Origin of the sequence: Stenotrophomonas rhizophila (assembly GCF_003651185.1) — a bacterium.
In the GTDB taxonomy this organism is placed as follows: domain Bacteria; phylum Pseudomonadota; class Gammaproteobacteria; order Xanthomonadales; family Xanthomonadaceae; genus Stenotrophomonas; species Stenotrophomonas maltophilia_Z.
Genome location: NZ_RCDC01000005.1, coordinates 474,814 through 487,469, shown reverse-complemented (window position 1 = coordinate 487,469; position 12,656 = coordinate 474,814). Strand labels below are relative to the sequence as shown.

8 protein-coding genes are annotated in these 12,656 nt (G+C 66.2%); 4 read left to right on the top strand and 4 right to left on the bottom strand.

Features of this window, described 5'->3' with window-relative positions:
- Positions 1–4 precede the first annotated feature (4 nt).
- Positions 5–535, top strand: a complete 531-nt coding sequence (locus BCL79_RS14030; RefSeq protein WP_121042128.1) for a GNAT family N-acetyltransferase — start codon at positions 5–7, stop codon at positions 533–535.
- The gene (locus tag BCL79_RS14025; RefSeq protein WP_428999458.1) at positions 528–1,760 is read left to right on the top strand and encodes a TraB/GumN family protein; all 1,233 of its coding nucleotides are present in this window, start codon (positions 528–530) and stop codon (positions 1,758–1,760) included. Before BCL79_RS14030 ends, BCL79_RS14025 begins: the two co-directional genes overlap by 8 nt.
- A gap of 138 nt (positions 1,761–1,898) precedes the next feature.
- Here the strand turns inward: BCL79_RS14025 and BCL79_RS14020 are convergent, their stop codons facing one another.
- Genes BCL79_RS14020 through BCL79_RS14010 form a run of 3 tightly spaced genes read right to left on the bottom strand, consistent with a single transcriptional unit; the run spans position 1,899 to position 9,645 of the window.
- Positions 1,899–4,997: an efflux RND transporter permease subunit gene (locus BCL79_RS14020; RefSeq protein ID WP_121042123.1), complete on the bottom strand. Its 3,099-nt coding sequence runs from the start codon at positions 4,995–4,997 to the stop codon at positions 1,899–1,901.
- Entirely contained in the window at positions 4,994–8,503 is a 3,510-nt protein-coding gene (locus tag BCL79_RS14015; protein WP_121042122.1) for an efflux RND transporter permease subunit, read from the bottom strand. Before BCL79_RS14015 ends, BCL79_RS14020 begins: the two co-directional genes overlap by 4 nt.
- The gene (locus BCL79_RS14010; protein ID WP_121042120.1) at positions 8,500–9,645 is read right to left on the bottom strand and encodes an efflux RND transporter periplasmic adaptor subunit; all 1,146 of its coding nucleotides are present in this window, start codon (positions 9,643–9,645) and stop codon (positions 8,500–8,502) included. Before BCL79_RS14010 ends, BCL79_RS14015 begins: the two co-directional genes overlap by 4 nt.
- 204 nt (positions 9,646–9,849) lie before the next feature.
- Here BCL79_RS14010 and BCL79_RS14005 point away from each other — a divergent pair, with 204 nt between their 5' ends.
- Both BCL79_RS14005 and BCL79_RS14000 read left to right on the top strand, forming a co-directional pair.
- On the top strand, positions 9,850–10,242 hold the full coding sequence (locus BCL79_RS14005) for a c-type cytochrome (RefSeq protein ID WP_019183109.1): 393 nt from the start codon (positions 9,850–9,852) through the stop codon (positions 10,240–10,242).
- Between the two features lie 8 nt (positions 10,243–10,250).
- The gene (locus BCL79_RS14000; protein WP_019183110.1) at positions 10,251–10,712 is read left to right on the top strand and encodes a c-type cytochrome; all 462 of its coding nucleotides are present in this window, start codon (positions 10,251–10,253) and stop codon (positions 10,710–10,712) included.
- Between the two features lie 45 nt (positions 10,713–10,757).
- Here BCL79_RS14000 and BCL79_RS13995 read toward each other — a convergent pair whose 3' ends face one another.
- Positions 10,758–12,641 carry an ATP-binding cassette domain-containing protein gene (locus tag BCL79_RS13995; RefSeq protein WP_121042118.1) on the bottom strand — a complete coding sequence of 628 codons (1,884 nt, stop codon included), beginning with the start codon at positions 12,639–12,641 and terminating at the stop codon, positions 10,758–10,760.
- Positions 12,642–12,656 lie beyond the last annotated feature (15 nt).

Sequence of the window (12,656 nt, the reverse complement as noted above, 5' to 3'; positions counted from 1 at the left end):
CACCGTGACCGTGCACCTGCGCGACGCCACCGATGCCGATATCGCGGCCATCACCGCGATCTATGCGGTGGAAGTGACCGACTTCGTCAACACCTACGAGTACGAGATCCCGGAGGCGGCGGAAATGCGCCGCCGCATGCAGGACATCGTCGGCCGCGGCTTTCCATACATCGTGGCCGAAGTCGATGGCCAGGTGGCCGGCTATGCCTACGCCAATACCTACCGCGGCCGGATCGCCTATCAGTGGACCGTGGAGAACTCGGTCTATGTGGATGCGGCGTTCCAGGGCCGTGGTGTCGGCACCGCACTGATGCAGGGGCTGATCGATGCCTGCGTCGCGCGCGGTTACCGGCAGATGGTGGCCGTCATCGGCGAGCCCACCAACACCGCCTCCATCAAACTGCACGAGCGTTTCGGTTTCCATACCGTCGGCGTTTTCCGCGGCCTCGGCCGCAAGCATGGCCGCTGGCTGGATACCGTCCAGATGCAGCGCGCGCTCGGCGATGGTGCCGACAGCGCCCCTTCGAATGAATGATGCAATGACCGATACCCTGATTGACGCCGGCGACACGTTGTTCGCCGGCCAGCCCGTCCGCATCGTCGAACGCGATGGCGTGCGCTACACCCTGCTGGGCACCGCGCACGTCTCGCAGGCCAGCGTGGAAGCGGTGGAACGTGCGATCGAAAGTGGCCGCTTCGATGCGGTCGCGGTCGAACTGGACGCGCAGCGCCTGCAGGCACTGACCGACCCGGATGCGCTGGCCAAGCTCGACCTGGTCGAGGTGATCCGCAAGGGCCGCGTCGCCCTGTTCGCGGCCAACCTGGCCTTGGCCGCCTACCAGCGCCGCCTGGCCGAACAGCTCGAGATCGAGCCGGGTGCCGAGCTCAAGCGCGCGGTCACCCTGGCCAACGAGCGCAACCTGCCCGTGCATCTGATCGACCGCGAGGTCGGGCTGACCTTCCGGCGTGCCTCGCAGCGCCTGGGCTTCTTCGGCAAGATCAAGCTGGTGATGGGCCTGGGCGCTGGCCTGTTCGCGTCCGAGGAAGTCGGCGAAGACGAGATCGAGAAGCTCAAGCAGGGCGACATGCTCGAAGCCAGCTTCGGCGAGTTCGCCAGCGAGAGCCCTGCCCTGTACGAAACCATCATCGGCGAGCGCGACCGCTACATGGCCACGCGCCTGCGCGAAGTGCATGATCCGGCCCAGCGCGAAGTGCTGGCCGTGGTCGGTGCCGGTCATCTGGCCGGTCTGGCCAAGTACCTGGAAACCGACACCGACGCGCCGGGCCCGCTGCGCGAGTCGCTGGAAGACGTGCCGAAGAAGCGCAACATTCCGTGGATCACGCTGGCGATCCTGGCCATCGTGCTGACCGGTATCGGCGTGGGCTTCTATCGCGGTGGCCTGGGTGTCGGCAGTGAACTTCTGGCGGTCTGGGCGATGTACACCGGCGGCTTGGCCGGCCTGGGCTGCCTGCTGGCCGGCAGCCACCCGCTGAGCATCCTGACCGCGATCGTGGTCGCGCCGTTCAAGCCGTTCCGGCTGAGCATCCCGACCGGTGCGTTCTCGGCCCTGGTGGAAGCGCGCCTGCGCAAGCCGGCCTACGAGGACTTCCTGAAGCTGCGCGACGATGCGCAGAGCGTCAAGGGTTGGTACCGCAACCGGGTGACCCGCGTGGTGCTGACCTTCATGCTGACCAACCTGGGCAGCATGCTCGGGTTGTGGCTGACCGGGTTCCAGGTGTGGGGCAAGGTCGCGGGGTGATTCCCGCGCCGGCTGTGAATCGAAAGGCCACGCAATGCGTGGCCTTTTTTGTGCGCGAATGTGGGAGTCGCGGGTAATGCACGCGTGGGTGCGGTCCGCGAAAAAAAGGAGGTCCGCCCAACGGGCCTCCATGCACCCTCAAACCGATTCTGCGCCCGGTTCTACCACCGGAGCATCCACGCCGCGGCCACGCGCGCGCAGGATGATCCGCGACACCGCGGTGCTCATGTCATCAAGCATCGCGTAGATGGTCGGCAGGAACAGCAGGCTCACCACCGTGGAGAACGCCAGGCCGCCGGCGATGGCGCGGGCCATCGGGTAGTACGGCGGGCCATTGCCGAGCAGCTGGGTGTCGGTCATGGAGATCGGGATCATCGCCAGGATCGCGGTGCCCATCGTCATCATGATAGGGCGCAGGCGCTCGCGCGAGCCTTCCACCAGCGCCTGGGTCCGGCCCATGCCACGGCGGCGCAGGTTGTTGATGTGCTCGATCATCACGATGCCGTTGTTCACCACCACGCCCATCAACACCAGGATGCCGATGAAGGACATGATCCCGAACGAGGTGCCGGTGATCCAGAACAGCCAGAACACGCCGAAGATCGAGAACAGCACGCCGCTCATGATCGCGGCCGGGAACAGCAGCGACTCGAACACGGCGGCCATCACCACGTAGATCATCACCAGCGCGATCACCAGATTGAACATCATCTGCGACATCGCCTGGTCGTCGTCGCCGTAATCCCCGCCGTCGAAGCTGAAGGTGTAGCCGGCCGGGAAACTCATCGGCTTGAGCGTTTCTTCCATCGCCTTGCGGCCGTCCGGCACCGTCACCTTCTCGGCCAGGTTGGCCTTGATGGTCAGCGTGGTCTGACGGTTGGTGCGGCCGATCTGGGTGGCCGACGGCTTGATTGCCACATCGACCAGGCTCAGCAAGGGCACCGAGCGGCCGTCGCCAGTGCGTACCGTGTAGCTGGCCAGGTCCTCCGGGCTGCTCTGCTCGGCACCGGCGAAGCGCACCCATACCGGCACTTCGCTGTCACCGCGGCGGAACTCGCGCAGCGGCGCGCCACGCAGGGCCAGGCCGACGAAACTGGCGACCTGCTCGGCGTTGAAGCCGAAGGCTGCCGCGCGCTCCCGGTCCACATGGATGGACAACTCGGTGCCCTTTTCGCCGTTGTCGATGCGAACGTCGCGCAGCTCCTTGCGCTGGGCCAGCAGCGGCACCACTTCCTCGCCGATCTCCTGCAGCATCTTGGTCGAGTCGCCGACCAGTTGCACCTGCACCTGGTTGTTGCCGCTTCCGCCATTGCCCTCGCCCGAATTACCGACCACGTAATCGGCACGCGCCGAGCGAGGCAGCCCCTTTCGCAGTGCTTCCTGCACGGCCGGCATGTTCTTGGCGTGCGCGGTGTCGAACGTCACGATCGTGCTGCTGCCTTCCTGCTCGCTGTACCAGGAATACACCTGGGTGATGTGCAGCGCCTGCCGGTTGTCGTCCAGGTAGCGTTCGACGCGCGCCACTTCCTCGGACATCTGCCCGAAGGTATAGGCGCCCTTCCAGTTGTACCCGATGAACACCTCATGGCCCCCCTCGCCACCGAACATGTCGATCTTGGTCAGCTTCATCGGCACCAGACTGATCAGGATCACCATCGCGATGCCGAACACGCTCCAACCGCGGTGCTCCAGGGTCCACTGCAGCAGTGTGGCGTAGCGGCGCTGCAGGCGTGCGATCACGCCGCTGTCCGAATGCACCAGTTTGGGCGTCTGCATGCGCGCGGACAGCATCGGGATCAGACTCACCGCGACCAGCCAGGAGGCCAGCAGCGAGACCGAGATCGTGATGGCGATCTGCGACATGAAGATGCTGATGTTGTTGGTCTCGCCGAACAGGTTCGGCACGAATACGATGCAGTGGCACAGGGTGCCGGCGCTCAGCGCGATGGCCACGTTGCGGGTGCCGATGATCGAGGCCAGCCGCGGCTGGTCGGGCATGCGCTCGCGTTCCTGGTAGATGCTTTCCACCACCACCACGGCATTGTCCACCAGCATGCCGACCGCCAGCAGCAGGCCCATCATGGTCAGGATGTTGAGGGTGACGCCGGCGAAATACATGAAGCCCAGCGTGATCACGAAACAGATCGGGATCGCCAGGGTCACCATCAGCGTGGACGGCCAATGGCGCAGGAAGAAGAACAGCACAGTGATCGACAGCAGCAGGCCGACCGCACCCGCCTCGGCCAGTTCCAGCAGCGAAGACGTCACCATCTTGCCCTGGTTGTCGATCACCTTGATCTGCACATCGCGCATCGAGGGCTGCGTGCGGATCGCCTCCACTTCGGCCAGCGCGGCACGCGACACCTCCACCAGGTTGGCGCTGCGCTCCTTGTAGATATCCAGGCCGACGGCCGGGTTGCCATCCAGGCGCCGCCCGTAGTTCATGCGGGTGGGCTTGAGCCGGATCTCGGCGATGTCGCCCAGGCGCAGGCCCTTGTTGTCGATCACCAGATCGCGCAGTTCCTGCAGGTCGGTGATCTCGCCTACTGGCTGGATGCGTACGCGCTGGCCGTTGTCGTCGATCTGCCCGGCCGAGATCGAGAAGTTCAGCGTGCGCAGGCGATCGCTGAGCTCGTTGATGCTCAGGTTGTGCGCGGTCAACCGGTCCGGGCTGATCGCGATCTCGACCTCGTTCGGCGGGGCACCGGAGATGTTGACCCGCGCCACGCCCGGGATGCGCTCGATCCGCCGCTTGAACTCGCGGTCGAGCATGTCGTAGGCGCCGGTCAGGTCGGTGGCACTGGCCAGGCGCACCTTCAGCACCGGGTCGTCGCTGCTGGACCACTTGAACACGTTGTAGCGCTGCAGGTCGTCGGGCAGATCGCTGCGGATCGCATCGATGCGCTCGCGGGCGTCCGAAGCCGCGATGGCGATGTCGCGGTCCCAGTCGGTGAACTCGATGAAGATGCTGGCGCCTTCGGAGGTGGCCGAGGAGCGCATGCGCTTGATCCCGGTCATCGTTGCCAGCGCTTCTTCGGTCGGCCGGATGATGTTGCGCTCGACCTCCTCCGGGGTGGACCCGGTATACGGCACCTGCACGAACAGGAACGGCGCGGAGATGTCCGGCAGCGCTTCCAGCGGCAGCCGGAACGAGGCGATCAGGCCCACCACCGCCAACGACACAAAACACATGATCGTGGTGATGGGCCGGCGGATGGAGAACTCGGCAATGCTCATGCCGGCTCCCGTGCGGTGTCATGGCCGGCATCGGCCAGCGGCGTCTTGAGGTGGCGGCCACGCTCGCGGTAGTAGGCGTCGCCACGACGATCCAGCAGGTCGTACACCACCGGGATCACCACCAGGGTCAGCAGGGTGGAGACCAGCAGGCCACCGATCACGGTGATCGCCATCGGCGCACGCACTTCCGCGCCCTCGCCCATCGCCACCGCCAGCGGCAGGAAGCCGAACAGCGTGCACAACGTGGTCATGATGATCGGCCGCAGGCGGGAACGCGCGCCCTCCACCAGTGCCTCGCGCTTGGGCACACCGGCCTCGCGCAGCTGGTTGACCTTGTCGATCAGGATGATCGCGTTCTTGGTTACCAGGCCCACCAGCAGGATCAAGCCGATGAACACCACCACCGAGATCGGCTTGCCGGTCAGCATCAGCGCCAGGATCGCGCCGACCAGCGCCAGCGGGATGGTGAACAGGATGACGAACGGGTGCAGCAGCGACTCGAACTGCGAGGCCATCACCAGATACACCAGGAAGATCGCCAGGCCGAAGGCGAAGATCAACGAGCGTGCCGAGTCGGCCAGCTCCTCACCCTGGCCGCCGATGTGCATGCCCACACCCGCACCCAGCGGCTGCTTGGCGACCATGTCCTGCACTTCGCGCACGGCGCCGCCCAGGTCGATGTCGCGCAGATTGGCAGAGACCACCGCCACGCGGGTCTGGTCGGCGCGATGGATCTCGCTGGGGCCGTTGGTGGCGACCACCTCGGCCACCGAATCCAGCGTCACCGGCCGGTTGCTGCCCGGATTGACGATCAGCCGGCGGATGCTGTCCACGCTGGCCCGGTCACCTTCCTGGGCACGCACCAGCACGTCGATCTTGCGGTCGCGGAAGCTGTAGCGCGTGGCCACGTCACCGCGCACCTTCTTGACCACCACATCGGCAATCTGCCGCGTGGTCAGGCCCAAGGCACCGGCGCGCTCCTGGTCGAAGCGGATCTGGATCTCCGGGAAGCCCTCTTCCACCGTGGATTTGACGTCAGCATAGTGCGGGTTGTTGCGCAGCATCGCGGCCAGCGCCTTGCCGGCCGTCTCCAGCGTGGCCATGTCCTGGCCACGCAGTTCCACTTCCAGCGGGGTGGAGAAGCTGAAGAGCGCCGGGCGGGCGAAATCGACCTGCACGCCAGGGTGCTGCTGCATCGATTCACGCAGACGCTCGGTGATCGCCGCTTCGGTGCGCGCGTTGCCGCCGCCGGCCATGACCACCGTCAACTTGCCGATGTTCTCGCCACTCTCGGTCGGGCTGGCATCCAGGCGGGTGCCGCTGCCACTGACCCCATACAGCGAGGCGATGCTGTCATCCTTGGCATGGGCCAACTGCATCTCGCGGACCAGCGCATCGGTCTGCTTCAGCGGTGTACCGGCCGGCAGCTTGGCGGTCATTTCGAAGCGGTCCTGGGCCAGCTGCGGGATCAGATCCGCACCCAGCATCGGCACCAGCGCCATCGTGCTGACGAAGGCCAGCGCGGCCAGACCGAGCACCTTGCCCGGGTGATGCAGCGCGCCCGGCAGCAGCTTCAGGTAACCGCGCTCGGCACCGGCGTACGGCTTCATCGCCACATCGCTGGCCTTGCGCATCACCGGGCCGACCACGGCCACCAAGCCGCGCCAGACGCGGATCACCGACCAGGCCATCCCGAAGCAGATCCAGCGCACCAGCGTGCCCACGCCACGACGGCTGCCGGCGACCGGCTTCAGCCAGCGGCTGTCCGGCTGCCACGGTTGATGCGTGGGTTCTTCCGGGAAGGCCAGCGGTGGGCGGCCCTTGAGCGAGCTCAGCATCGGGATCAGGGTCATCGAGACCAGCAGCGAGATCGCGATCGCGATCGCCACGGTCAGCGCCTGGTCGCGGAACAGCTGGCCGGCGATACCGTCCACGAACACCAGCGGCAGGAACACCGCAATGGTCGTCAGGGTCGAGGCGACCACGGCCATGCTCACTTCGCGGGTGCCGACGATGGCGGCCTGCAGGATGCTCAGGCCACGCTCGCGCGCCTTGGCGATGCTCTCCAGCACCACGATCGAGTCATCCACCACCAGGCCGGTGGCCAGCGCCAGACCGCCCAGCGACATCACGTTCAAGCTCAGGCCGAGCTGGCCCATGAAGAAGAACGTGGTGATGATCGAGACCGGCAGGGACAGGCTGATCACGAACGTGCTCCAGCCATCGCGCAGGAACAGGAAGATGATCAGGATGGCGAGGATGCCGCCGATCACGGCGTCTTTCTTGACGTCGCTGATGGCGTGTTCGATGAAGCGCGACTGGTCTTCGATCGTGGTCAGCTCGGCATCGCCGGGCACCTGGCCCTTGATCTGCTCCAGGCGCGCACGCAGCGCTTCAGCGGTCGAGACCGTGTTGGCATCGCCCTCCTTGTAGATCGCCAGCTCGACCGCTTCCTTGCCGCCCAGGCGGATGATCGCTTCGCGTTCCTTGTAACCCTGGCGCACGGTGGCGACATCCTTGAGCCGCACCGGCACGCCGTTGGCGATGTTGGTGGAACTGCTGCTGGATGCGCTCTGCGCGGCCGAGGCGGCGGCCACGGCGGCATCCGAGCCGGTCGAGGCGGCGATGGCGAACATCTGCTGCATCGCTGCATCGGCCGCGCTGCCGTTGCTGCTCTGGGTGGTCACCAGCAGGTTGCGGATATCCTCCAGATCGGCGAACTGGTTGACGGTACGCACCAGGTAACGCTGCGAGCCTTCCTCCAGGCGACCGCCGGAGATGTTGATGTTCTCTTCCTTGAGCCGCTTGATGACGGTGTCGATCGGCAGGTTGAGCTGGGCCAGCTTCTGCTGGTCGATGTCGACCTGGATCTCATCCTCCAGACCGCCGCCGACCTTCACCGCCGCCACGCCGGTAACCGGCTCCAGCTTCTTCTTGAGGTCTTCATCGGCGTAGCGGCGCAGCTCGGTGAGCTGGCGCACGGCCTCGGCATCGCTGGCTGGATCGGTTTTGGCCGAGATCACCAGACGCATGATCGGTTCGGTGGACGGATTGAAGCGCAGCAGCACCGGAGACTTCGCCTCCAGCGGCAGGTTCAGCGCTTCCATCTTGTCGCGCACCTCCAGGCTGGCCTGGTCCATGTTGGTGCCCCAGGCGAACTCGAGCACGACATCGCTCTGCCCGGTACGCGAGATCGATTTGAGTTTGCGCAGGTTCTTGACCACGCCGACGGCCTCTTCGACCGGCTCGGTGATCAGCGTTTCGATTTCCGCCGGCGCTGCACCGGTGTATTCGGTGCGCACGGTCAGGGTCGGGTAGCTCAGGTCGGGCAGCAGGTTGACCTTGAGATTGCCCAGCGCGATGAAGCCGAACAGCATCAGCGTGACGGTGAACATCGCGATGGTGACGCGGCGGCGGGTGGCGAACTCCACCAGGCCGCCGCCGTGGGCACCGGGGCGATCGCCCTGGTGCGGATCGTTGCCGTGGTCGTTGCCGGCCGCTGTCATTGACGGCTCTCCGCCTTGGCCGGCGCCGGCGTGGCCGCGGCGGTGGCGGCCGGCTTGGTGCCGATCACCTGCACCGCGGTGCCATCACGCAGCGCCACCTTGCCGGCGGTGACCACCTGATCACCGGCGGCCAGGCCTTCGCGGATTTCCACCCACGGGCCTTCGGCGTAGCCGAGCTTGACCGGCACGCGCGCCGCCTTGCCCTCGCGCACGCGGAACACCGCCGGTTCACCGTCATCAAGCAGCGCCAGGCGCGGCACCACCAACGCATCGGCGCGCTGGTCGTAGTCGATCCGGATGCGGCCGAACATGCCCGGCTGCAGGCCTTCAGCATCTTCGCCGAAGCCGCTGACCACGCGGAACGTACCACTGCCTGCATCGACCACCGGCGAGATGCGGTCCACCGTGCCCGGGAAGGTCTTGCCCGGCAGCGCATCGGCGATCAGCGTCACCGGCTGGCCCGGGCGCAGCGTGGCCAGCTCGCGCTCGGGCACATTGAGCGTGGCTTCCAGGCGCGAGGTGTCGACGATGCGGAAGATTGGCGTGTTGATCTGCACGAAGTTGCCGGTCTTGATCGAGCGCGAGGCGATCACGCCCGAGATCGGCGCGATCACCGTGGTGTAGGACAGTTCCAGCGTGGCCAGCCGGTACTGCGCGCGGGCGTTGTCGAGGTCGTACTTGATCTGGTCGACATCGGCGGCGCTGACCATCTGCTGGCCCACCAGCTTGTGGGCGCGCTGGTAGTTGTTCTCCAGCTTGCGCATCTGCGCTTCGCTCTGGGCAACCGCCAGGCGCGCACGGTCCGGATCCAGCCGCACCAGCGGCTGACCGGCACGTACCTGCTGCCCTTCTTCGACCAGAACGACCAGCGCGACGCCGGAGGTCTTGGCGACCACCTGCGACTCGCCCCGCGGTTCCAGTGCGGCCGTGCCGGTGTAGCTGGCGGCGACGGCGCGACGGCTGGCGGCGACGGCTTCGACCGGTACCGCATCGACCTTCTTCTCGGCCTTGCCGTCCTTTTCAGCAGCGTTGGCTTCGGCGGGGCCGGCGCCACCGCAGCCGCTCAGCAGCAGGGTGGAAGTGATCAGCAACGCGGCGGCACAGCGTCCGGTGCGGCCGAGCAGGAAAGAATGTCGCGACATCGTCGTGTCCCTAAGGATGCGTGGGCAGGTGTGGTAGCAAAGTAATGCACCACGTCACGACCACACCATATCCCAAAGGTCATGGTGACCTGCGGCGATGGCTTCCGGGGGCCGGTTTCAGCTAGATGAAATGGCAGGCTATACTCGGCCCAGTTCCGTACCCCACGCCGGAACGACCAGACCCGTTTATCGGAAAAGGACATCATGCGCCCGCAGCCGCTCGCCGCTTGTCTCGTTCTGGCCGTCCTCCTGCCCCTCGGGGCCGCCGCACAGGCCGCAACACCCGCTCCTGCTGTACCTGCCACCCCCGCTCCGGCCGCCACTGCGCCGGCGCCCGCCGCCGTCACCGGCCGGTTCGACAATGGCCGGGTCCTGGCCTACACGTGCCAGGGGTGCCACGGCATCACCGGGTACAAGAACGCCTACCCCAGCTACAAGGTGCCCAAGATCGGCGGGCAGACCCGTGAGTACCTCAGCCAGGCGCTGACCGAGTACCGCCACGGCAAGCGCAAGCATCCCACGATGCAGGCGCAGTCGATGAGTTTCAGCGAACAGGAGATCGCCGATCTCGCTGTTTACCTGTCCACCGTCAAATAAGCGCGCTCATGTCGAAAGCCACGCCACTCCAGCGTTATGCCATCGCCCTGTCCGTTGCCCTGCTGATGACTGCGTGTTCGCAGTCACAGGTGGAGAACAGCGCAGATTCCGCCGCCGATCCGGGCCACGCCAGTGGTGAACACGGGTCCGGCTCCTCCGCCGGCCTGCCGGCCGGCCGCATCGCCGCCGGTGAGGCGCGTGCCCAGGTCAAGGGCAAAGCCACCGGCCAGAGCTGCATCGACTGCCACGGGGCGGACGGCAACAAGCCGATCGACCCGACCTATCCGAAACTGGGTGGGCAGTACGGGGATTACCTGGCGCACAGCCTGCAGGCCTACCGCGCGGGGGATCGCCAGCACGCGCTGATGACCCCGCAGGCGACCGACCTGAGCGATCAGGACATCGCCGATCTGGCTGCATATTTCGGCTCACGACCGACCCAGCTGCGGGATCTGCACGGCTTGAAGTGACGACGGTGGAGCCGACCAACGGTCGGCTCTACATCGATCGCTGGATCAGGCGTCCAGCTCTTCCCAGCGCGCGTACGCGGCATCCAGCTCGGCCTGCACCTTGGCGAGCTTCGCATTGTGCGCGGCCATGTCGGGCGCGCTGCGCTGATAGAACGCCGGGTCGTTCATCGCGGCGGTGAGGCCTTCGACGTCCTTCTCCAGCGTTTCGATCTTCAGCGGCAGCTGTTCCAGCTCGCGCGCGTCCTTGTAGCTCAGCTTGCGCTTGGGCTCGGCCGGCGCGGCAGCGGCAGCAGCCGCAGCAACCGGCTTGGCCGCCACCACCGGTGCGGACGCAGCCGCGGCGGCCACGCGTGCGGCGTGGCGCTGCCAATCGGTATAGCCGCCAACGTACTCGCCGACCACGCCGTCGCCTTCCATCACCATCGTGGAGGTCACCACGTTGTCCAGGAAGTCACGGTCATGGCTGACCAGCAGCAACGTGCCGGTGTAATCGCTCAGCAGCTCTTCGAGCAGCTCGAGGGTTTCCACGTCCAGATCGTTGGTCGGTTCATCCATCACCAGCAGGTTGGACGGCTGCGCGAACAGCTTGGCCAGCAGCAGGCGGTTGCGCTCACCACCGGACAAACGGGTGATCGGCGCGCGGGCACGCTCGGGCGAGAACAGGAAGTCCTGCAGGTAGGCATGCACGTGCTTGCGCTTGCCGTTGAACTCGATGAAGTCGCGGCCCTCGGCCACGTTCTCGATCGCGGTCCAGTCTTCGCGCAGGACCGCACGGTACTGGTCGAAATACGCGATCTGCAGGTTGGTACCGGCGCGCACTTCGCCGCTCTGCGGCTGCAGGTCGCCCAGCAGCAGCTTGAGCAGCGTGGTCTTGCCGCTGCCGTTCGGCCCGATCAGGCCGATGCGGTCGCCGCGAAGGATGACGGTACTGAAATCCTTGACCATCACGCGCTCGCCGAAGGCGAACGAGATGTCCTTGACGTCGATGACCTTCTTGCCGGAGTTCTCCGCCTGCGCCGCTTCCATGCGCACGTTGCCGCCGAGTTCGCGGCGCTGCGAGCGATCGTTGCGCATCGCCTTGAGGCGGCGCACACGGCCTTCGTCGCGGGTGCGGCGGGCCTTGATGCCCTGGCGGATCCAGATTTCTTCCTGCGCGAGCAGTTTGTCGAAGCGCGCGTTTTCCTGCGCCTGCGCGTTCATGCGCTCTTCGCGGCGACGTTCGTAGTTGGCCCAGTCGCCCGGCCAGCTGGTGACCTGGCCGCGGTCGATCTCGACGATGCGGGTGGCCAGTGCACGCAGGAAGCGACGGTCATGGGTGACGAACACCACGCTGCCGTTCCAGTTCTTGAGGAACATTTCGAGCCAGTCGATGGCTTCGATGTCCAGGTGGTTGGTCGGTTCGTCGAGCAGCAGCAGATCCGGCGAGGACACCAGCGCGCGGCCGAGCAGCACACGGCGCTTCATGCCGCCGGACAGGCGCGCGAATTCGGCATCGCCGTCCAGGTCGAGCTTGGTCAGGGTCTCGCTGACGCGCTGATCCAGGCCCCAGCCGTTGGCGGCATCGATCTTGGCCTGCACGGCCGAGAGCGCATCGCCGTCGAAATCCTCGGCCATGCTCAGGTGGTGGAACTCGGCCAGCCACTGGCCCAGTTCGCCCAGACCATCGGCGACCACGTCGAACACGCTGCCGGCGGCACCGTGCGGAACCTCCTGTTCCAGGCGGGTGATGCGCACCCCCTGCTGCACGCGGACTTCGCCGTCATCGGGCTTGTGATCGCCGGACAGCAGTTTGAGCAGGGTCGATTTGCCGGCGCCGTTGCGCCCGATCAGGGCGATACGCTCGCCCGGCTCGATCGACAATTCGGCTTTTTCCAGCAACAGGGGGCCGCCGACGCTGAAGTCGACGTTTTGCAGAGTAATCAGAGGCATCCGACCATTGTACGG

Coding starts and splice junctions, on each gene's coding strand:
- BCL79_RS14025 (WP_428999458.1), top strand. CDS start 528: ATGAATGATGCAATGACCGATACCCTGATTGACGCCGGCGACACGTTG.
- BCL79_RS14020 (WP_121042123.1), bottom strand. CDS start 4,997: ATGAGCATTGCCGAGTTCTCCATCCGCCGGCCCATCACCACGATCATG.
- BCL79_RS14015 (WP_121042122.1), bottom strand. CDS start 8,503: ATGACAGCGGCCGGCAACGACCACGGCAACGATCCGCACCAGGGCGAT.
- BCL79_RS14010 (WP_121042120.1), bottom strand. CDS start 9,645: ATGTCGCGACATTCTTTCCTGCTCGGCCGCACCGGACGCTGTGCCGCC.
- BCL79_RS14005 (WP_019183109.1), top strand. CDS start 9,850: ATGCGCCCGCAGCCGCTCGCCGCTTGTCTCGTTCTGGCCGTCCTCCTG.
- BCL79_RS14000 (WP_019183110.1), top strand. CDS start 10,251: ATGTCGAAAGCCACGCCACTCCAGCGTTATGCCATCGCCCTGTCCGTT.
- BCL79_RS13995 (WP_121042118.1), bottom strand. CDS start 12,641: ATGCCTCTGATTACTCTGCAAAACGTCGACTTCAGCGTCGGCGGCCCC.